The 20,308-nt window shown below is 70.1% G+C and carries 18 protein-coding genes; 12 read left to right on the forward strand and 6 right to left on the reverse strand.

The annotated features are described in order from the left end of the window. Window positions 1-17 precede the first annotated feature (17 nt). Both ACH413_RS38140 and ACH413_RS38145 read right to left on the reverse strand, forming a co-directional pair. On the reverse strand, window positions 18-1,361 hold the full coding sequence (locus ACH413_RS38140; RefSeq protein ID WP_360043954.1) for a HAMP domain-containing sensor histidine kinase: 1,344 nt from the start codon (window positions 1,359-1,361) through the stop codon (window positions 18-20). Continuing rightward, complete coding sequence (locus ACH413_RS38145; protein WP_360043951.1) at window positions 1,358-2,023, reverse strand: response regulator transcription factor; 666 nt, start codon at window positions 2,021-2,023, stop codon at window positions 1,358-1,360. The genes ACH413_RS38140 and ACH413_RS38145 overlap by 4 nt, the downstream gene beginning before the upstream one ends. 151 nt (window positions 2,024-2,174) lie before the next feature. On the opposite strand from ACH413_RS38145, the gene ACH413_RS38150 reads away from it, so the two are divergent. Next, entirely contained in the window at window positions 2,175-3,392 is a 1,218-nt protein-coding gene (locus tag ACH413_RS38150) for a bifunctional glycosyltransferase family 2/GtrA family protein (RefSeq protein ID WP_360043948.1), read from the forward strand. Further along, entirely contained in the window at window positions 3,389-5,455 is a 2,067-nt protein-coding gene (locus ACH413_RS38155) for a glycosyltransferase family 39 protein (protein ID WP_360043945.1), read from the forward strand. The genes ACH413_RS38150 and ACH413_RS38155 overlap by 4 nt, the downstream gene beginning before the upstream one ends. Before the next feature lie 2 nt (window positions 5,456-5,457). On the opposite strand, the gene ACH413_RS38160 is transcribed toward ACH413_RS38155, so the two are convergent. Then, window positions 5,458-6,237 carry a hypothetical protein gene (locus ACH413_RS38160; RefSeq protein ID WP_360043942.1) on the reverse strand — a complete coding sequence of 260 codons (780 nt, stop codon included), beginning with the start codon at window positions 6,235-6,237 and terminating at the stop codon, window positions 5,458-5,460. Window positions 6,238-6,540: 303 nt separating this feature from the next. Here ACH413_RS38160 and ACH413_RS38165 point away from each other — a divergent pair, with 303 nt between their 5' ends. After that, window positions 6,541-7,851, forward strand: a complete 1,311-nt coding sequence (locus tag ACH413_RS38165; RefSeq protein WP_360043939.1) for a DUF2252 domain-containing protein — start codon at window positions 6,541-6,543, stop codon at window positions 7,849-7,851. Between the two features lie 3 nt (window positions 7,852-7,854). On the opposite strand, the gene ACH413_RS38170 is transcribed toward ACH413_RS38165, so the two are convergent. Then, a complete protein-coding gene (locus ACH413_RS38170; protein ID WP_360043936.1) occupies window positions 7,855-8,757 on the reverse strand; it encodes a GGDEF domain-containing protein in 903 nt (300 codons plus the stop codon). A 241-nt stretch (window positions 8,758-8,998) separates the two neighbouring features. On the opposite strand from ACH413_RS38170, the gene ACH413_RS38175 reads away from it, so the two are divergent. From ACH413_RS38175 to ACH413_RS38195, 5 genes are all read left to right on the forward strand, one after another. Continuing rightward, the gene (locus ACH413_RS38175) at window positions 8,999-9,706 is read left to right on the forward strand and encodes a hypothetical protein (protein ID WP_360043933.1); all 708 of its coding nucleotides are present in this window, start codon (window positions 8,999-9,001) and stop codon (window positions 9,704-9,706) included. A 64-nt stretch (window positions 9,707-9,770) separates the two neighbouring features. Continuing rightward, the gene (locus ACH413_RS38180; RefSeq protein WP_360043930.1) at window positions 9,771-10,328 is read left to right on the forward strand and encodes a hypothetical protein; all 558 of its coding nucleotides are present in this window, start codon (window positions 9,771-9,773) and stop codon (window positions 10,326-10,328) included. After that, window positions 10,315-11,532: an MAB_1171c family putative transporter gene (locus tag ACH413_RS38185; RefSeq protein ID WP_360043927.1), complete on the forward strand. Its 1,218-nt coding sequence runs from the start codon at window positions 10,315-10,317 to the stop codon at window positions 11,530-11,532. Before ACH413_RS38180 ends, ACH413_RS38185 begins: the two co-directional genes overlap by 14 nt. Beyond that, window positions 11,533-12,900 (forward strand): FAD-dependent oxidoreductase, encoded by a 1,368-nt coding sequence (locus tag ACH413_RS38190; protein WP_360043924.1) that lies wholly within the window; start codon window positions 11,533-11,535, stop codon window positions 12,898-12,900. Window positions 12,901-13,023: 123 nt separating this feature from the next. Beyond that, window positions 13,024-13,194 (forward strand): hypothetical protein, encoded by a 171-nt coding sequence (locus tag ACH413_RS38195; protein WP_360043921.1) that lies wholly within the window; start codon window positions 13,024-13,026, stop codon window positions 13,192-13,194. Here ACH413_RS38195 and ACH413_RS38200 read toward each other — a convergent pair. Beyond that, window positions 13,178-13,651 carry a VOC family protein gene (locus tag ACH413_RS38200; protein WP_360043918.1) on the reverse strand — a complete coding sequence of 158 codons (474 nt, stop codon included), beginning with the start codon at window positions 13,649-13,651 and terminating at the stop codon, window positions 13,178-13,180. The two genes, ACH413_RS38195 and ACH413_RS38200, sit on opposite strands and share 17 nt — an antisense overlap. A 241-nt stretch (window positions 13,652-13,892) precedes the next feature. Here ACH413_RS38200 and ACH413_RS38205 point away from each other — a divergent pair, with 241 nt between their 5' ends. Further along, entirely contained in the window at window positions 13,893-14,891 is a 999-nt protein-coding gene (locus tag ACH413_RS38205; protein ID WP_396425522.1) for a helix-turn-helix transcriptional regulator, read from the forward strand. Here ACH413_RS38205 and ACH413_RS38210 read toward each other — a convergent pair. Further along, window positions 14,849-15,328, reverse strand: coding sequence for a DUF4262 domain-containing protein (locus ACH413_RS38210; RefSeq protein ID WP_360043912.1), 480 nt, complete (start codon window positions 15,326-15,328; stop codon window positions 14,849-14,851). The genes ACH413_RS38205 and ACH413_RS38210 overlap by 43 nt on opposite strands. Before the next feature lie 274 nt (window positions 15,329-15,602). Here ACH413_RS38210 and ACH413_RS38215 point away from each other — a divergent pair, with 274 nt between their 5' ends. The 3 genes from ACH413_RS38215 (at window position 15,603) to ACH413_RS38225 (ending at window position 20,299) form a co-directional block, all read left to right on the forward strand. Continuing rightward, the gene (locus ACH413_RS38215; RefSeq protein ID WP_360043909.1) at window positions 15,603-18,674 is read left to right on the forward strand and encodes a TIR domain-containing protein; all 3,072 of its coding nucleotides are present in this window, start codon (window positions 15,603-15,605) and stop codon (window positions 18,672-18,674) included. A 118-nt stretch (window positions 18,675-18,792) separates the two neighbouring features. Beyond that, complete coding sequence (locus ACH413_RS38220; RefSeq protein WP_360043906.1) at window positions 18,793-19,272, forward strand: sigma-70 family RNA polymerase sigma factor; 480 nt, start codon at window positions 18,793-18,795, stop codon at window positions 19,270-19,272. Then, window positions 19,265-20,299, forward strand: coding sequence for a hypothetical protein (locus tag ACH413_RS38225; RefSeq protein WP_360043904.1), 1,035 nt, complete (start codon window positions 19,265-19,267; stop codon window positions 20,297-20,299). Before ACH413_RS38220 ends, ACH413_RS38225 begins: the two co-directional genes overlap by 8 nt. Window positions 20,300-20,308 lie beyond the last annotated feature (9 nt).

The raw sequence follows: 20,308 nt of genomic DNA on the forward strand, positions 1-20,308 counted from the left end.
CAGCGCCGATCGTCTGATCAGTTGGCGGGCAGCTCGATTCGCACCGACGCACCGCGCGGTCTCGGCACGAACCGCACGCTGCCGCCGTGCACGGCCACGACGTCCGCCACGATCGCCAGCCCCAGGCCGGATCCGGGAAGGCCGCGGGCGTCGGGCGCGCGCCAGAACCGTTCGAACGCCGAGTTCCGGTGCTCGAAAGGCACTCCCGGTCCCTCGTCGCTGACGGTGAGCCAGCCCGGCTTCGAGCGGACGGTGATCGTGGAACTGGCCGGGGAGAACTTCACCGCGTTGTCGAGCAGGTTGAGCACACTGCGTTCCAGCGCGCCCGCGTCGCCGACGACCGACCAGTCCGCGTGGTCGACGTCGAAGAGGTGGTCGTGGGCACGGCTGCGGGCGCGTTCGACCGCTCTGTCGATCACCGCGGCCACGTCGACGGGCTCGGTGGCCAGTTCGTGTTCGTCGCGGGCGAGCACGACCAGTTCGGTGACGAGGTCGCCGAACTCCTGGCTCTGGGCCTGCAGGCGGTCGAGGACCTCGCGGCGCTGAGGCAGTTCGCGGCCGGTGCGTTCGCTGCGCACCAGCAGGTCGATGTTGGTGCGCAGGCTGGTCAACGGGGTCCGCAGCTCGTGCGCGGCGTCGTTGACGAGGTCCTTCTGGCGGCGGCGGGAGTCGGCCAGCGCGGCGGTCATCGACGTGAAGGCGCGGCCCAGGCGGCCCACCTCGTCCCGGCCGTCGACCGTGATCGCGGTCGTCAGGTCCTGGGTGCGCGCGATGTGCTCGGCGGTCTCGGTGAGGCGTTCCATCGGGTCCAGGGCGCGGCGGGTCAGCCAGAGTCCGGTGCCCGCCACGAGCAGCGCGCCGAGGATCGAGACTGCCACCAGGACCCCGCCCAGCGTGGTCAGCGTGGAGTCGATCTCGGTGGTGCTGCGGCTCAGGATCAGCACCTCGCCGGTGTCCATCGGTTGCAGGAGAACGCGTGCCTCGGCGCCGGACCGGGTGACGCCGTCGCGGAACGTCGGTGTCGTCACGAAGTCGCCGGGGAGGTTGACGACAGGGTCGACGCCGGGCGGCGCGCAGGTGCCGCCGTCGGCGTTCAGGGTCTGGATGCCCTGCAGGACCTGCTGCAGTCCCTCGGTGGGAACGCCCTGGTCGCAACGGATCTTGAACTCGCGCCGCTCCCCCGGTTCCAGCGGCTGGCCGATCCGCGGCGGCACGCTCGCGAGCAGCGACTTGTCGAGCTGGGAACGGAGGTTGTGCTCGGTGGCGAGCCAGGTGACCACGCTGATCCCGGCGATCGCCACCGCCACGACGCACGCGGTGATCAACGCGAGCTTGCTGCGCAACAGGACCGGACCGCTCATGGCGACTCGCGCAGGATGAAACCCATGCCGCGCACGGTGTGCAGCAGGCGGGCGCGGCCACCGGCCTCGGTCTTGCGCCGCAGGTAGCCGATGTACACGTCGAGGTTGTTCGTGCCGTTGTCCTTGCCCCACACGGCGTGCTTGAGGTGCTGTTTGGTCAGCAACCGCTCCGGGTTGCCCAGGAAGACCGCCAGCAGGTCGAACTCGGTCGGGGTCAGGTCGAGCCACGTGCCGCCGCGCACGACCTCGCGGGCGTCCGGGTCCATCCCCAGGTCGGCGAACTGGAGCGTGCGCGGGGCCGTGCGCCGCCGGTTCTGCTTGAGCAGCGCGCGGACCCTGGCCAGCAGTTCTTCCAGTGCGAACGGTTTGACCAGGTAGTCGTCGGCGCCGGCGTCCAGGCCGGTGACCCGGTCGCCCAGCGCGTCGCGGGCGGTGAGCATCAGCACGGGCAGGCGTTCCCCGGCCGCGCGCAACCGCCGGCAGGCCTCCGAACCGTCGAGGTTCGGCATCATCAGGTCGAGTATCGCCAGGTCGGCGCCCGCGAGCCGGACCAGTGCCTCGGCCCCGTCCGCGGCGGTGGTGACCTCGTAGCCCTCGAACTCGAGGCTGCGCCGCAGACTGTCCCGCACGTCCGGGTCGTCGTCCACCACGAGCAGTCGCATGCGGAAGACGGTAGGGCTCTTCGCTGTGAGCGAGCTGTGTGTATGCGCTCTAACGATTCTCTCAGCAGAAGCCAAGGACGTTCTCACGACAACGTCAGCAGGCTCGGTCCCACAACGGTCACAGCTGTGTCCACAGTGGAACGGAGATGACATGGCGGTGAGCACTGCACAGGCCACGGCGACGGTGGACATCATGATTCCCGTCTACAACGAGGAACGCGCACTACCGGGATGCGTCGACGTGCTGCACGCGTTCCTGACCGAGCAGTTCCCGTTCGACTGGTCGATCGTGATCGTGGACAACGCGAGCACGGACTCGACCCTGGAGGTCGCCTGGGAGCTGGCTCAGAAGTACGAGCGGGTGCGGGTGCACCACCTCGACCGCAAGGGTCGCGGGCTGGCGCTCCGGGAGTCGTGGGGCTCCAGCGAGGCCGCGGTCGTCGTCTACATGGACGTCGACCTGTCGACCGGTCTGGACGGGTTGCTGCCGCTGGTCGCGCCGTTGCTCAACGGCCATTCGGACCTGGCGATCGGCTCCCGGCTGGCACCGGGCTCGCGCACGGTGCGCGGACCACGGCGGGAACTGGTGTCGCGCGCCTACAACGCGTTGATCAGACTGACGCACGGCGCGAAGTTCAGCGACGCCCAGTGCGGCTTCAAGGCCGCGCGCACCGAGGTCGTCCGCCCGTTGCTCGGGCAGGCCCGCGACGAGGCGTGGTTCTTCGACACCGAGCTGCTGCTTCTGGCCGAGCACAACGGTTTGCGCGTGCACGAGGTGCCGGTCGACTGGGTCGAGGACGTGGACAGCCGGGTCGACGTCGTCGGCACCGCCATCGACGACATCAAGGGGTTGATCCGCGTGGCTCGTGCGAAGGCCAACGGCACCGCACGGGTGAACGGGCTGCCCCGACGACCTCAGCCCCGTGCCATCCACCCGGACGCCGTGCTCAGCCGCAGCGAGGGCGGGCTCTCCTGGCAGGTGCTCTCGTTCGCGGTGATCGGCGTGATCTCCACGCTCGCGAACCTGGCTCTGTACGGCGTCTTCCGGCTGTGGTGGCCGGTGCTGGTGGCCAACCTGGCAGCGTTGATCATCACCACCCTGTTCAACACCGAGGCCAACCGCCGCTTCACCTTCACGGCCCGAAACACCGCCCGCGGCAAGACACATCTGCAGGGCCTCGTGGTGTTCGGGCTCTACTACGCGTTCACCTCGGCCGCGTTGCTCATTTTGCCCGCGGTCTCCCCCGACCCACCGCGCGCCCTCGAACTGGTGGTGCTGCTCGGATCTTCCGCGCTGGGCACCGCGGGGCGTTTCTTCCTGTTGCGGAGCTGGGTGTTCCGCCGGAACAACCGAAAGGACCAGGCATGACCGCCACGGCCGAAGTGGCCGCCCCCGCCGACGTGCCGACCGGCTCGCGTTCACCCCGTTGGCCCGCCTGGGCTCTCGTGGCGATCTGCGTGCTGGCCGGTGCGCTGTACGTGTGGGCGATCGGCGCCGGACAGGTCGGCAACTCGTACTACGCGGCGGCGGCGAAGTCCATGTCGACGTCGTTCACCAACTTCCTGTTCGGCTCGTTCGACCCGGCCGGCGTGGTGACGGTCGACAAGCCGCCGATGTCGTTGTGGCCGCAGGCGATCGCCGTGTGGATCTTCGGGTTCCACGGCTGGGCGGTGTTGCTGCCGCAGGTGATCGAGGGCGTGGCGGCGGTGTTCCTGTTGCACCGCGCCGTCCGGCTGTGGGCGGACGAGAAGGTGGCGCTGCTCGCCGCCCTGATCCTCGCGCTGACCCCGATCACCGTGGCGATCAACCGCGACAACAACCCGGACACGTTGCTGGTGTTGCTCCTCGTCGCCTCCGCCTACGCCTTCACCCGGTCGGTTCAGTCCGCGGAGAGCCGGCCGCGGACGAAGTGGGTGCTGTGGTGCGCCTTCTTCATCGGCTGCGGGTTCCTGACCAAGATGCTGCAGGCGTGGATCGTGGTGCCCGGCTTCGCGCTGGCCTACCTGGTGGGGACCTCCGCGCCGGTGAAGCGCCGGATCCTCGACCTGCTGGCGGCCGGCGGAGTGCTGGTGGCGTCGTCGTTCTGGTGGGTGGCGCTGCACGCGTTCTGGCCGGGCGCCAAGCCGTACATCGGCGGGAGCACGGACGGTGGCGCGTGGGACCTGATCATCGGCTACAACGGCCTGGGGCGGGTGTTCGGCGGCGAGGGGAACCCCGGCGGCAGCGGCATGGCGCCCGGTGAGCTGCCCTCGGGTCAGCTGCCGTCCGGCCAGATGCCCACCGGGCAGGGCCCGATGGAGTTCGGCGGCCCCGGCGGCGGTGGGATGTTCGGCGGTCAGCCCGGCATCACGCGCATGTTCGACGCCTCGGTCGGCGGGCAGATCTCGTGGCTGCTGCCGTTGTGCCTGCTGGTCCTGGTCGCGGTGTCCGTCGCGGGCGTGCTGCGGTGGCGGCGCGGGGTCCCGGGTGTTCCGGCCGAACGCGCCGGCTGGTTCATGTGGGGCAGCTGGTTGCTGGTGACAGCGCTGGTGTTCAGCCTCGCGCAGGGCATCTTCCACCCGTACTACACGACGATGCTCGCGCCGGCCGTCGCGGCGATCGGCGCCGCCGGCATCGTGATGTTCTGGCGTGCCAGGAGTTTCGTGCGCTTCCTCCTGCCGTTGTCGGTCGCGATCACGGCCGGGTGGGCGTTCGTCCTGGTCTCGCGGGACACGTCGTTCCACGGCTGGGCGCGATGGGCGGTGCTCGGGGTCGCCGCGGTCGCCGTCGTGGTGCTGCTGGTGGGTCTGCGCCGGGCGGGGCTGGTGGCGGCGGTGGTCGCGATGCTGCTGGTACCCGCCGTGTGGTCGACCGCCGTCGCCGCGACGGCCAGCTCCAACGGCGTGATGCCCGCGGCTGGGCCGAACGAGCGCGGTAACGGGGGCTTCCAGATCTTCCGCAACGGGCAGCAACCGCCCAACGGGGCGCAGCCACCCAGCGGCACGCAGCTGCCCAACGGGGCGCAGCCACCCGGCGGCCGAGGAAACCGGGGACCGATGATGGGCGGCCCTGGTGGCCAGACCCTCACCGACGAGCAGAAGCGGATCCTCGACTACGCCAAGGAGAACAGCGGCGGCGCGGAGATCACGCTGGCGGTCGCCGGTTCCGCGCAGATGGCGGGGCCGTTCATCATGGGCTCGGACGAGGTCGTGATCGGCATGGGCGGGTTCTCCGGCTCGGACAACGCGCCGTCGGTCGACCAGCTGCAGTCGTGGGTCGCCGAGGGCAAGCTCAAGTTCGTGCTCGGCGGCGGCGACCAGATGGGCGGTCGCGGACCTGGCGGCCGGGGGGACAACGGCCGCCAGGAGTGGATCACCGCGCATTGCTCCACAGTGGACCCGAGCGCTTATGGCGGTGGGTCGGGGATGGAACTGCTGGAGTGCCGTGCGTGACGTCAGGGCACGAGCGCCCAGGCCTGCTGCGCACTGGCCTTGCAGAAGGCGAGCCAGCGGCTCTGGGTGGTGATCGCGCCGTCGGAACCGGCGCGGGCGAGGGCGGCTGAGGAGTTCGCTTGCGTCTGCGGACCCCAGTCGCCGTCGATGCCGGTGGTGATGCCCCAGATGTACTGGCAGGCGGCCTGGACGAAGTACGTCTGGGTCGCCGAGCCGGTGTTGAAGCTGGAGTCGCCGCTACCCGAGATCGCGTTGTCGATGTGGGCGTGGTTGTGGTGCTCCGCGTTGTCCAGGTACGAGATGACGTGCCGGAAGTGGTAGTGCAGGGACGCCATCGTTCCCCAGTACCGGATCCGGGCGGTGCGCAGGGCGTCGCCGGTGGAGTTCTTCCACTGGTCGTAGCGGCCGTTGAACGCGGTGAAAGTCGCGCCCGTGTCGCGGTTCGTGATGAGCATGCGCGCGAGGTCGAACGCCCTGCCCTCGCCGTGCATGCCCTCCTTGTTCACGTAGGCGCCGTACGAGTAGATCTTGTGCGGCGCGGTCCAGTGGTACGGCGTCCAGTTCCGCCAGTGGACGTGCCAGGTCTCCAGCCGGGCGTAGAACCCCGGGTCGTAGCGGAACGACGACGCGGCGCCGTTCACCTCGTAGAAGGTCGGCTGCGAGTTGATCTCGCTCTGGGTGACGAGGGTCGCCGCGGAGGCGCTCCCGGTGCCGAGCAGAACCGCCGCTGAGCCCGCCACACCCGCGGCGAGAATGCTCCGGCGCGACATCGATCCGTTCATGTCCGGAGTCTCGCCCCGGACATGAACGCGATCCCTAGTCCCGCGACCAGTCTTCGGGAACGGTGACCGGCACTTCCTCCTCACGACTCGCTTCGTCCGCGAGCACGCTGCGTATCTGTTCCTCGCTCGCACCGAACATGAAGCACATGCCTGCGACGTTAGGCGTGCCGTCCTCGTGCGGGCTTCTCGATTCCTGCTCGCTCTTCCGGTTTGGCCAGGTTTCGCGGCCAACTCGGACCGAACTGACGGCGAATTTGCGCGCGCCCGCCTTCTCTCTCGGACATTCGCGTGTTGGGATGCACCATGACTGATCGCGGCGACCGCATCGTGAGCGTGCTGGAGGAGGCCTTCGCCGGCCTGATGGCCGCCGACCCCGCCGCGTTCCGGCACAAGTTCCGCAAGATGGCGGCCGAGCCGTTCACGTTCTACCGGGGCAGCGCCTGCCTGTTCTACGCCGACATGGCGGAGCTGCCCGACGAGTGGACCGACGAGCGCACCAGCCGCATCTGGATCCAGGGTGACCTGCACGCGCAGAACTTCGGCACCTACATGGACTCCGAAGGCACGCTGGTGTTCGACGTCAACGACTTCGACGAGGCCTACCTCGGCGCGTTCACCTGGGACCTCCGCCGCTTCGCCGCCTCGATGGCCCTGCTCGGCTGGCGCAAGGCGCTCCCGGACAGCGTGATCACCGACCTGATCCGCACGTACGTCGCCGCGTACGTCGCCCAGGTCCGCACGTTCGCCGAGCACCCGAACGACGAGCTCTTCAGCCTGCGCCTCGACAGCACCGAGGGCGCCCTGCACCGCGTCCTGCAACGGGCCCGCCTGGCCACCCGCATCGGCCTGCTGGACGAGAAGACCGCGATCGTCGACTACGAACGCCGCTTCCGCCGCGACCGCGAGGGCACCCACGAGCTGTCGTCCGAGACGCTGGAGTCCGTCGCCCGCGCCTTCGCGTCCTACCTGGACACCATCCCGACCGGCAAGCGCGCGTCGAGCCGCACCTACGCCGTCAAGGACGTGGTGGGCCGCAGCGGTTTCGGCATCGGATCGGCGGGCCTGCACGCCTACAACATCCTGGTGGAGGGCCGCTCCCAGGCGTTGGAGAACGACGTCGTGCTGTCCATGAAGCAGGCGAACATCGCCGCCCCCAGCCGCATCGTCTCCGACAGCAGGATCCGCGAGTACTTCACCGACCACGGCCACCGCACGGCCGTCTCCCAGCGGGCCCTGCAGGCCCACGCGGACCCGTGGCTGGGCCACACCGAGATCGACGGCGTCGGCTACGTCGTCGCCGAGCTCTCCCCCTACGAGGCCGACCTCGACTGGTCGGACCTCACCGAGCCGTCCGACATGCTCCCCGTGCTCGGCTATCTGGGCCGCGCCACCGCGAAGATGCACTGCGTCGCCGACTCGGACTCGTCCCAGACCCTCGTCGACTTCCAGTGCGAGGAGGCCATCGCGTCGGTCATCGGGGACCGCGAGGAGGCCTTCACCGACGCCATCGTCGAGTTCGCGCTCGACTACGCGCGGCAGACGCGGGAGGACCACCGGCTGTTCGTGGACGCGTTCCGGGACGGCCGGATCAAGGGTGTCGGCTCGACGGCCTGAGCGTCAGTGGACGAGGCCGTGGTGGCGGTTCGTCCACGCGGCGACGGCCGGCAGCACGTCCGTGATCCATTCGCGGGCGGCGGCCGTCAGCTCGTAGCGGGACGCGCGGCGGAGTACGAAACCGTTGTCCTGCAGGCGTTCCAGCGTCACGATCACCCTCGTGCCGAGGAGCGGGACCAGGTCTTCCGCCGCCTTGGGGCCGTCGGACAGCGCGACCAGGACCTGCGGCAGCTGGTCGCTGCTCATCAGGTCCTGCAACGCGAGCAGGTGGTGCAGGGCCGAGGAGTCGGCGGCGCGTTCGGCGGCGAACGCGCTCGGGTCGTGCAGCTGGACGCGCGCCCGGCCGCCTCGCTTCGCGCGTTGCAGTGCCGCGTCGGTGTCGCGGACCAGGTCGATCAGCGTGCCCTCGACGCTCGGAACGTGCGCCGCGACGCCGATGGACGCCGTCTGGCCGTGCAGCGTGAGGTGGTAGCCGTCGTTCGTGGTGATCTCGGTCTGCAGCGAGCGGATGCCGCGCAGGATCCGTTCGGCCACGGCGGCCGCTTCTCCGCCCGTGGTGCGGGGCAGCAGCACGAGGAACTCATCGCCGCCGTAGCGGCACACGAGGTCCGTCGGGCGCGTGTGGGCCGCCAGCACCGCGGCCACGTCGGTGAGCACGACATCGCCTGCGGGGTGGCCGTATTCATCGTTGATCTTCTTGAAGCGGTCGAGGTCGATCATGAGCAGCGCGACCTGCTCCCACCGGCGCTGGGCGCGGCGGTACGTCGCGGGTGCCTGGTCGTCCCAGCCCCATCGGCCGAGGAGGCCCGTGAGGCGGTCCGTCGCCCAGGCGCCGACTGGTTGTGCGCACGAGCCGCAGCGCGTGGGAGCGCTTTCGTCGTGCAGGCGCAGAGAACCGTGGTCCACCGGTGACCCCATTCGCACAGTCGCCATGAGTCCCCCCAGACTGCAGCTCTGACTGGCCCGATCTGCCTCTTTCAACTGAAGTGACGTCGTTCGGATCAAACGCGACACATCAGTGCAAGCGGCGGAGTGTGATCATAGGACTACGGACAGGTGGATTCAACCCCTGTGATGTCATATGCTCTCTTGGTTCCACAACAGTGGAATGATCGCTGGCCCTGAGTCGCTCCAGCGGAGGTGTGGCGTGAGGCCGTTCACCGAGGTCCTCAACGAGCTGTGCAACAACCCGCCCGACGGACGGGGCAAGGTTACCAACGTCGCCCTCGCCGCCGCGGTGAAGTCCCGGGGCGGGGACATCGGGCACGGCTACATCTCGCAGCTGCGGCTCGGCGTGAAGGACAACCCGACCTGCCAGGCCATCGTCGACCTCGCCGGCGCGCTCGGCGTGCACCCCGCGGTGTTCCTGGGCGGACGCCGCGAACTGCACCCCGCGGAACAGCCAGGATGGCGGCCGACGGCCGTGAGCACGCTCTTCGAGGCCGTGCACCCGCCGGACCGCGGGCCGTGGTCGCCGGAGGAGGTCGCGGCGTCGATCAGCTCGTCCGGCCAGTTCGGCAGCATCTCCGCCAGCTACATCCGCGAACTGCTGAGCAACACCAGCGACAACCCGCGGCTCAAGCACATCCTCGGCCTGGCCGACCACTTCGGCGCCGACCCGGCGTACTTCTTCGACGACGACCTGGCCGCACGGGTCGACTCGGAGCTGACAGACTTCCTGGCACTGCGCGAACTCGGCGTCGTCGAGTTCGTCACCCGTCTGGCCGAACGCACCGGCGATCTGTCCCCTCAGGCCAGGGCCGCTGCGGTAGAAGGATTCCGGCAGGCGCTCGAAGTCGGCGAAGGGTGGTCGTTCCCGCTGAACAGCCGTCGCACCTCCGCGGACCACACTTGATGACGACGCCGGCGTGAAGATCTCAGCCTGGACCGCTGCAGACGACATCGAGAGGAGGCGACGGGTGAACCGCAGGAAACTGCGCAAGCTGGTCGACGAGGTCGCGCGAGACCTCGGCCTGCCGCCCGACGCCACGCACCAGGAGGCGAGCCGCCGGGTCTGCGAGCTCATGGGTGAGCGGCTCGATCGTCCCGTCGACGTCCGCTTCGCCGCGATCACGAACGCGGTCTGCCTCAGCGGCGCGACGGCGTTGCTGGAGAACGGCACGTACCTCGTCATCTGCGCGGACTCGCCGTCCTGGTACCACCGCCTGCACGTGCTGTTGCACGAGTTCGCGCACGTGCTCCTCAAGCACCAGCCCGTCGCGCTGACCCGTGACGAGGGCATGCGCAAGCTCGCGCCGCACCTGCTGCCGCGGATGGCGAAGATCATCGCCGGGCGCACGACGCTGACCGAGGACGAGGAACGCGAGGCCGAGAACCTCGCCGACCACCTGCTGGAACGCCTGACCGAACACCGGGTGTGGGCCGACACGGCCACCACCGAGGAGCCCGCGCACGTCCGCCGGGTGGCCGAGTCCCTCGAAGGAAGATCTCGCTGGGTGCGTCGTGGCGATCTTTAACCTGATCTACCTCTCGTGCGGCATCGTCGGTCTGCTCCTCCTCGCGTACAAGATCCGCGCACTGCGGTCGAGCTGGGGCAGCCCCCGTGTCGTCGCGCTCATCTCCACGGTCTCCTTCTCCGCGTTCGCCATCCTCTTCGCCGCACCCGCGAACATCACCTGGATCAACTGGGTCAGCGGCGTGCCGAACTTCGCCGCGTTGCTCGTCTACAGCCTGGTGGTGGGCTTCGCCGGGTCGTCGTTCGCGCTCGTGCTGTTCTGGCGGTATCCGGCAGTCCAGGCGTGGCAACGGGTCCGGCTGATCGTCGTCAGCTACGGCTCGATCATCGCGGCGATGATCGTGCTGTTCTTCAAGTCCGAGGTCGACGAGGAACGCCAGGTCGACTTCGACACCTTCTACGCGACGCAGCCCACGGTGGCGGTGTTCCTGTTCATCTACCTGGTGGCGACCGTGGTCGGTTGCGGCGGCCAGGCCTACCACTGCTGGCAGGGTGCGCGGGACGAGGCGATCTCCGCCCGCCCCTGGCTCGCCCGCGGCCTGCGCTGGTACAGCGCGACCGGGCTGTTCCCGGTGGCGTTCGCGGTCATCAAGCTGTTCGTGCTGCTGATGAACTGGTTCGGTGAGCGCAGCTTCGACGTGCTGAGCCTGGCCGCGCCGCTGATGGCGTCGCTGGCGATCTTCCCGCTGGTGATCGCGATGGCGCTGCCGGTCTTCGGCCCGCGCCGCCCGTCGCCGTCGCTGTGGGTGCGGCGCTGGCGCACGTACTTCGCGCTGCGGCCGCTGCACCGCGCGCTGGTGCACGTGAACCCCGGCATCGTGCTGGTGGCGCCGGGCAAGTTCCTCAACCCGCACCACCGCGTGCGCCGGCAGATCATCGAGCTCAACGACTGGCGCTGGGCGCTCACGCCGTACTTCGACCTGACCGTCGGTGAGGCCGCGTCCTCTCTCGCGCGCGACGCCTCACTGGCCAAGGACGAGGTGGCCGCCGTCGTGGAGGCCGCCCAGCTGCGGGCCGCGGGCTCGTCGGGTGGCCGTTCCCGGGCCCCCAAGCGCCGTCCCGCCGCGGAGATCGTCGACGGCACCGACCTCGCCGCCGAGCACGACCGGTGGGTCCGGATCTCGCGTGCGTACCAGCACTCGCCGATAGTCGACGCCGCCGTCGCCGACGCAGCGCGCGTGGAAGCAGCAGGGGGAATGGATTAGATGGCACCCACACACGCCGTTGTGCTCGGCGGCGGGCTCGCGGGCGTGCTCGCGGCGTCCGTCCTCGTCCGGCACGTGGACGAGGTCACCGTGGTGGAGCGCGACAAGCTGCCGGACGGCCCCGCGCCGCGCTCCGGCGTGCCGCAGGCCCGGCACGCGCACCTGCTGATGTCCGGTGGCGCGCGGGCGATCGAGTCGTTGCTGCCGGGCACGCTGGACGCGTTGTTCGCCGCCGGCGCACACCGGATCGGCGTACCGAACGACCTGGTGTCGCTGAGCGCCCAGGGCTGGGTGCCGCGGTTCCCCGAGATGCAGTTCATCGTCTCGTGCAGCCGCGGGCTGCTGGACTGGGTCGTGCGCAGCCAGGCGTTGCGGGACAACAAGATCTCCGTGCTGACCGGGACCGAGCCGGTGTCGTTGCTCGGTGATCGCAACGCGGTGTCCGGGGTGCTGGTCGAGGACCGGATCTCGCACGAGCAGGTGTCGCTGGAGGCGGACCTGGTCGTGGACACGACCGGCCGCGGCTCCAAGTTGCCCGCGTGGCTGGTCGACCTCGGGCTGCCCGCCGTGCACTCCGAGAGCGTCGACTCCGGACTTGCTTACGCGACAAGGATCTTCCAGGCGCCGTCGACCGCGTCCTCCGGCTTCCCGATCGTCAACGTGCAGGCGAACCCGCGTGACCCGCATCCCGGGTGCACCGCGACCCTGCTGCCCATCGAGGACGGGAAGTGGCTGGTCACGCTGTCCGGGACGCGCGGCGGCGAGCCGTCGACCGACGAGTCGGAGTTCGTCGACTTCGCCCGGTCGGTGCGCAATCCGGTCGTGGGTGAGCTGATCGCCTCGGCCGAACCGCTGTCGCCGGTGTACGGGTCGCACAGCACCGCGAACCGGCGGATGTTCTTCGAGCGCTTGAAGTCCTGGCCTTCCGGCCTGCTGGCTCTGGGCGACTCGGTGGCCACCTACAACCCCGTTTACGGGCACGGGATGTCGATCGCGGCGCAGAGCGCGCAGGCGTTGGACGCCGGTCTGGTCGCCGGGCACTCGGCCCAGCAGATCCAGCGCGGCATCGGCAAGGTCGTCGACGGGGCCTGGGCGATGGCGACCAACCAGGACATCCTGTATCCGGGCGCGGTCGGGAAGCCGTTGCCGCTGGCCGGGCGGGTTCTGCAGCGCTACGTGGATCGTCTGGTGCGCACGGCCACGACGGAGGCCGCGGTGACTCGGGCGTTCCTGGACGCGTTCACGTTGTCCGCGCCGATGGCGAACCTGGTCAGTCCCAAGATGGTCTGGGCGACCCTGCGCGGGCCGCGGTCGGCCTCGCCGGAGCCGACGCTGACCGCGGACGAACGCGACAGGGTCACCGGCTGACCGGTCCTTTCGCGAGCCGGAGCAGCCGGCTGAGTGGTCGCTGCGCGGGCCGGTCGCGTTCGTGGACGCGGAGTTCTTCGGCGGCACCGGCTCGCAACGGGCTCAGGTCTGGGAGGCCGCAGCGTGCTCGGACCGTTGGTGCGGGAAGAGGACGCCCCGGTGCCCGACGTCTCGCCGATCTCGCGCGCGCTTCGGCGGCTCGGTGTCGTGAAGGGCGAGCCCCACGACGAGTTCGACGCCGTGGGGCTCGGCCGCCACCGCGACACCGAGGACCGGGTCACGTCCGCGGGGTGAAGTCCGCGCTCTGCACGTACTTCATGGCCTCGACGAAGACCGGGTCCTGCATCCGCTCGGCCAGCTCGGCCTCGGTGGGCTCCGCGACCCGCTGGTGCAGCCACCACAGGTTGCCGAACGGGTCGGCGAACCGGCTGACGCGATCGCCCCAGAACAGCTCCGTGGGCTCGGTGACGATCCTGCCGCCGAGTGCCACGGCGCGCTTGAGGACGGTCGCGTCGTCGGCGATGTAGAGGCGCAGGAACGCGGGCGTGGGCGGCCAGTCCGGCACGTCGAACAGCATCACGACCGAGTCGCCGATGCGGACCTCGGCGTGGCCGATCCGCGGTGCCTCGCCGACGCGGCCGAGTTCGGTGGCGTCGAACACCTCCGTGATGAAGTCGATCAGCTCGGCCGTGCGGCCCGCGGTGATCAGCCACGGCGTCACGGTGTGGTAGCCCTCGGGCACGACGTCCATTCGGTCTCCCCTTTGCTCGTTGGAGTGACCGTATGGCGCATGTAGGACGAGATCGGTCCTAGTTCTGGCCTGGTGGTGTGGCTCGGAACGTTGCCGGGGGATTCGCGGTCAGACGGGTGCATCGTGGTGTCGCCCCACGTCCTCGTACTGGTTGTACGGGGGCGTGGGGGCGGCGCCGCGAGGTGCCCTGCTGAGCGTGGATTACCTCGCCGACGTTCCGAGACGCGCCTAGGTTTGCGGCATGAGTGATGCGGCCCGGCTGTTGCGCCTGCTGTCGTTGTTGCAGACGCCCCGCGAGTGGCCCGGCAGCGAACTGGCTGCCCGGTTGGGGGTCACGCCGCGGACGGTGCGGCGTGACGTCGACCGGTTGCGCGACCTCGGCTATCCCGTCGAGGCGTCGATGGGTGCGCTCGGCGGCTACCGGCTCGGCGCGGGTGCGGCGATGCCACCGCTGCTGCTCGACGACGAGGAGGCCGTCGCCATCGCGGTCGGCCTGCGCACCGCCGCGCGGCAACCGGTGGCGGGCATCGCCGAGGCGTCGCTGCGCGCACTGGCGAAGCTGCAGCAGGTGCTGCCGCCGCGGCTGGCCCGGCGGGTCGCGTCGCTGACCTCGGCCACCGCACCCGCGGCACCCTCGGAGGCCTCACTGGTCGACCCCGGCCAGCTGACCGTGATCGCCGGCGCGGTCGCCGCCCGCGAACGGGTGCGGTTCGCCTACGTGGCCAATGAGAACGTGGTCTCGAAGCGGCACGTGGAGCCTGTTCGGTTGGTAGCGCTGGGCCGGCGCTGGTACCTCCTCGCCTTCGACGTGGAACGGGACGACTGGCGGATCTTCCGGCTGGACCGCGTCTCCTCCGCGCTCGCCACCGGGGCTCGCTTCGCTCCGCGCGTACCGCCCGGCGGGGACGCGACGGCGTTCGTGACGCGGAAGATGTACGACTCGGCGCCGACCTTCCGGGCCCGTGCGACCCTGCGGCTACCGGTGGAACTGGCGCGGGCCCGGCTGGCGGACTTCGCGGGCGACCTGACCGCCCTCGACGACGGTTCGTGCTCGTGGCACAGCGTCGAGGACACGATCGACTACCTCGCGTTCCGCCTGACCTTGCTGGGCTGCGACTTCGTCGTGCACGGGCCGGACGAACTGGTGGCGCACCTGCGGGGGTTAGGTGAGCGGATCAGCCGCTCGGTGGGCGAGGCTCACCCGCCTGGTGGTCCCGCTCTCACGCCCAGCACCGGCTGACCTCCCACCACGCCCTCGTACGAGCGGTCCCACGGCCAGTGCCCGGACTCGTCGGCGTGCACGAGTTGCAGGGCCTGGATGCCCTCGCCGTACAGCCGCGCGGACACCAGCAGGTGGGCCCACGGGCGCGCCACGCGGACGACCTCCAGCAAGGGGCCGCCGGGCACGGTGAAGCGGCGGCCTGGGGCGGGCAGGCAGCTGTGCGCGAGGTGCTCGGCCATGTCGTCGAGCAGGCGACCTGCTTCCAGGACAGGCATTCCCGTCACGACGAGCTCCGGCAGGCCGCGCGGCGTGAGGCCCACGGTGTAGGCCCAGGGCGGATGGGCTCGGTCCCGTTCTACCGCCTGCACGGCCCACCCTCGCGCGTCGATGCAGCGGCGCAACGTGGCCAGGTGTTCTTCCATGCGGTCGGCGGGGTGGTCGCAGTCCCAGCACATGGCGGTCTCCTCGGATCGGTGGTGGATCCAGTGTGCCGAGGAGCACCGACAAGATCGTTTGAGCAGTTCATTGACAGAAAGCGGACAAACGATCTGTGGGCCGTCTGGATCGTTAATCTGCGACGCACGGAGGATCGTGCATGCGCCAACGAACGCATTTCATCGCGTTGGTCGCGGCTGTGCTTGGCGCGGCCGCGGGCATCGTGGTCGCGCCCGATCAGATGGAGCAATGGGCGAGATACAACCCCGCTATGTCCTCCGCAGAGGGCTTTGAATGCAGATAGAACCCGGCACCCCACTCGCGGACGCGGTCAAGGCCGCCCGGTCCGCCGCGTTGCGCGGCAACGTGCTCGGCGTCGACCTCGCCTACGCGAAGGCCGCGAAGATCAGTCCGCTCGTCGCCCACGACCACTGCGCCACGCTGCTCAACCTCGGCGCGGTCGCCAGGGCCGCGCAACGGTGCGACGAATATCTGAGCGCGGGCAACGACATCACGCTGAGAGTCCTCCGAGCCCAGATCCGCAGTGCCGCGACGGATCACGTCGCGGCCGAGCGGGACGTGCGCGCGCTGCGGAAGCTCAAGCTCACCGAACTGGAACAGGCGAGGCTCGCGCGAGTGGCCGCGCTGGCCGCCGCGGACCGCTACGACTACCCCACCGCGGAAAGCGAACTCGACGCCGCCGAACGGCACTTCCGCCGCGCCGGACGCCCGGAGCAGCTGGAGCACATCGGCCGGGACCGGGTCCTGCTGGACGTGCGCAGGGGCACCCGCGTCACGAAGATCGGCGGTCAGGCTCCCCGCAGTCCGGCCGACTTCCTGCGACGGGCCGCCGCGCTGCGGCGCGAGGTCCGGTACGAGGAAGCGCTGGCGTTGATGACGAGATGCCTCACCAGCTACCAGATCGAGGCCGCGCTGAGGTTCGCCGTCCTCTACGAGCTGACGGTGCTGCTGGTGATGACCAGGCAGGCCGGTGCGGCCCGCCGGCTCTTCCCGCTGCTGGTCGCCGCGGCAGGGCCGGAGGTGATCGCCCAGCTCCCGGACGCCACCCAGACGCTCCGGCCGGAACGGCGGCTCAGTCACGTCCGCCGCCTGATCGCCGAGGACGAGCTGCTCAAGGCGGAAGGCATGCTGGGCGAGGGGAACTCCCCGCTGTGGCACCTGACCGCCGCCGAGCTCGCCTACGCCCAGGGCCGGCTCGAACAGGCCGCGCGGCACTTCGAGGTCGCGAGCCGATCGGGTCACGCCGAGCTCACCGCGCTGGCGCTGCGCAAACTCGGCGACACGTTCGCCGACGCGGGCCACGAAGACCTTGCCGCACAACACTGGGCGGAGTCGCACCGCATCGAGGAGAACTCCGCCGACCACCACGACGGCCCCAGCGGCAAGCTCCGGATGCTGCGCGCAGCCCCCGACGAACACGACGGCCGGGTGCGCGCCGCGGTCCGCCGCGTCCGGCGTGACGGCCGCAAGGCGTTGGCGGGCCTGGTGGTCGCCGTCGAGGCTGCCCGGGGCGCGGCGATCCTCACCGAGCCCCGCGACCTCCCGAGCTCCGCCGACCTGCCGGCGTCCAGGCGCTGGCTCGCCAGGACCACGAGGCGGCTGCCGAAGGACCAGGTCGTGTGGATGATGCACGCGACACCGGACCAGCTCCACCACGTGATCATCGGCCGCGGGATCACGCACGTCACGACCGACGTCCACATCGGCGATCTCACCGACACGATCCGCCGGCTCAAGTCGTGGAAACCCAAGTACGACAACGCGATCCTCGGCACCCTGCTCGGCGAGCTGGCCCGCCTGATCGCGCTGGACAACGTCATCGAGGCCCTGCCGCCCAAGGTCACCCGGATCGCCGTGGTCGCGGGTGACGTTCTCGCGGACGTCCCGCTGGCGGGCCTGCCCGTCCCCGGCACGAACCACCACCTCGGCGTGACCCACGCGCTGTCCAGCCTGCCCTGCCTGTCTGCGCTGCGCCCGCTGCACCGCCGCTCCCGCGGGCAAAGGGGCGACGAGACGGTGCTCTTCGGGAAAGCCGCTGAGCTGCAACGGAATCTGGGCCGCTTCCACCGCGTCCGCATCGACGCCCACGGCACGAACGACCGCATGAACCCCGGCCAGTCGTGGCTGGAGTTCCGCGACGACCGGATGTCCGTGGAAGCGTTGGGAAAGCTGGACTTCAGCGCGTGCGGCACGGTCGTGCTCGGCGCCTGCGAGTCCGGCATGACGCAGCAACGCGGCCACGACGAAGGAGTCGGGTTCGTCCGCGCGGCCCTCAGCGCGGGCGCCGCCTCGGTCGTCGCGGCCCGGTGGCGGACCGGCGACGAGGTGACGCGGAAGGTGCTCGACGCGTTCGACCGCCATCTGGCGAAGCTCCCGAGAGATCGCGCTCTGCAGCACGCACTGAGAGAAGTCGCCGACCGGCACCCGGCCGACTGGGCGTGCTGGTCCCTGCACGGCGACGCGGGCGTTCAGACCTCAGCGGGCCCGCTGCGCAGAAGACTCAGGAAGAACGGAGACCCCGTGCCGCTCGAAACCCGCCCCAAGGTGTTCCTGTCGTTCGCCGGCAAGGACCGTCCGCACGCCGAGCAACTCCGTGCCGAACTGGAAGCGCGCAACGTCAACGCCTACCTGGACGAGAACGAGATCGCGCCCGGCGACAACGTGATGGCCGCGATCGACGAGGCGCTGGCCACCTCCGACTACTACGTCCTGCTGTGGTCGGCGAACACCCCGCACCGCGAGTGGGTCGCCAAGGAGTGGACGGGCGCGTTCAACCTGGAGATGACGCGCCGCCGCGCGTTCCTGTTCATCGTGCGGCTCGACGAGGAACCGCTGCCCGCGCTTCTCGCGCCGCGCAAGCACATCGACCTCGTGGACGCCGCCGACCGCCTCGTGGCGATCTGGCGCTCCGACCGCAAGTCGGAGCTCCCGGTGTTCCCGCAGCCCGTCCCGCCGACGCCGGACGGCCCGACCGTCGCGATCTCGGTGCGCAGCCACGACCTCGGCACCACGCACGTCGTGATGACCCCGCTGCACCTCACCGGCGCCGCGCTGTACCGGTCGGTGTTCGACGCGATGCAGCTGCCGACCGAGCAGGCCACGTTCGACGGCGCGATCGGGATGCGGTTCACCTACGAGCTCTACCAGCAGAACGAGCCGATCCCGGACGATCAGTCCACTGTGGAACTCACGTCCGACGTCGTGGACATCGCGGTCCGCGTCGAGTCGTACGGCCCGCGTGGCACTCAGGGCAACAAGGAGTTCCGGCCACTGCCGGAAGAGGGTCTCGACGTCGACCAGCAACGCATGCTGCTGGTCAACGCCTTCCGCCATCTGCTCCCGTAGGACTCCGAACGGGTGAATTCGGCCTTCGCTGTCAGCCTTGGCTGGTTTCAGCGCCTGTCACCGTTGAAGGTCGCCTCAGGGCGGTGAACGACGTGAGCGGACGCTGAAGGGAAGGCCGTTGAGCACACCGGAGCCGGATCAGGGCTTCGCCGAGTTCTTCCGCGGGTGCCTGCCCGTGGTCACGAGGACGCTGACGGCTTTGAGCGGCGACACTCGCGTCGTCGAGGACATCGCGCAGGACGCGTTGGTGATCGCTCGGCACCGATGGAGCGACATCCACGCGTACGACAAGCCCGAGGCGTGGGTGCTCAAGGTCGCGATCCGGCTCATGCGGCGGTGGCAGCAGCGCAACGGACACGAAACGCCGCTGGCCGAAGTGCCTGAGGTCGTTCAGCCCGTGCACGACGTGGAGGCGCTGCACTCCGCGTTGCGCGAGCTGTCCCCCAGGCACCGCGAGACCGTGGCGTTGCATCACCTGCTCGGGTACTCGGTCAGCGAGATCGCCGTGGTGCTGATGGTCGGCGAGTCCACCGTGCGCACGCACCTCACCCGCGGCCGGGCCGAGCTGCGGCGGATTCTCGGAGGCAGTGATGAGTGAGCTGCTGAGCCAGTTCGAGCTCGACGAGGCCGTCGAGCGGATGTACCGCCTGGGCGAGGCCGCGGAACGGGCCGGTCGCCTGCGCGAGGCGGCCGTGCACTTCCGGGTCGCCGCCGACCAACGCCTCGGTGACGCGGCCGTGCGGCTGGCGCACGTCCTGTTCGCCCTGGGCGAGACGGCCGAGGCCGCGCAGTGGTGCCTGGCCGCCGTGGCGGACGGATTTCCCGAGGCAGCGGAGTTGATCAGGGACAACTCCGAGACGCGGCAACGGTTTCTGGAGCACGCGGCCCGGATCATGGTCGGCGCGCCCACGTTCGACTGGCTGCCGTCCGGGATGCCGTTGGTTCGCGTCTCGCCGGAAGTGATCGCGGCGCGCACTCAGGCGTTGCGCGCGCTGGACCGGCGTTACGGCGGGATCGCCTGCCACGCCTCGGTTCTGGAGCACCTCTCCGCCGTCGAACCGATGATCTTCGTCGGCGACGCTCCGACGTGGACCGCCGTCGGCGAGGTCTACGAGCTGGCGGGCTGGACGGCGTTCGACAGCGGACAGCCCGGGGTCGCGCTGCCGCACTTCGCCAAGGCTCTGACGTTGGCGCGCCAGGCGGAGAACGAGTCGCTGATCGCCTCCGTGCTGACCCGGGCCGGCCGGATGTTCCTGCACCACAACGCACCCGACGACGCGTTGAGGGCGTTCCAGCTCGGTGTCGTGGCGGCGCACAACGCGTGGGCAGACCGGAGCGCGGTGGACGATCCCGAGCAGGCCATCGCCTCACTCACCACAAAGGTCGGCACGTATGGCGAAGGCCGGGCTCGCACTCTCGCGTTGACGGCGTTGGCCCGCAATCATCTCGCACTCGGCGACATAGTCGTGGCGACCGAATTCGCCGGCGAAGCCGTGGCGTCCGCACGGAACCTGCGTTCGGCACGCGCCGACGACCAGCTGCGCCGGCTGGGTCAGGAAGCCCGGCGCGCCGGCGCATCTGTGCTGGCAGAGCAGGTTTCGGCCCGGTGCGCGCGTTCTGGATGACGCTTTCAC

Origin of the sequence: Lentzea sp. NPDC020367, from assembly GCF_044387305.1 — a bacterium.
GTDB lineage: Bacteria > Actinomycetota > Actinomycetes > Mycobacteriales > Pseudonocardiaceae > Lentzea.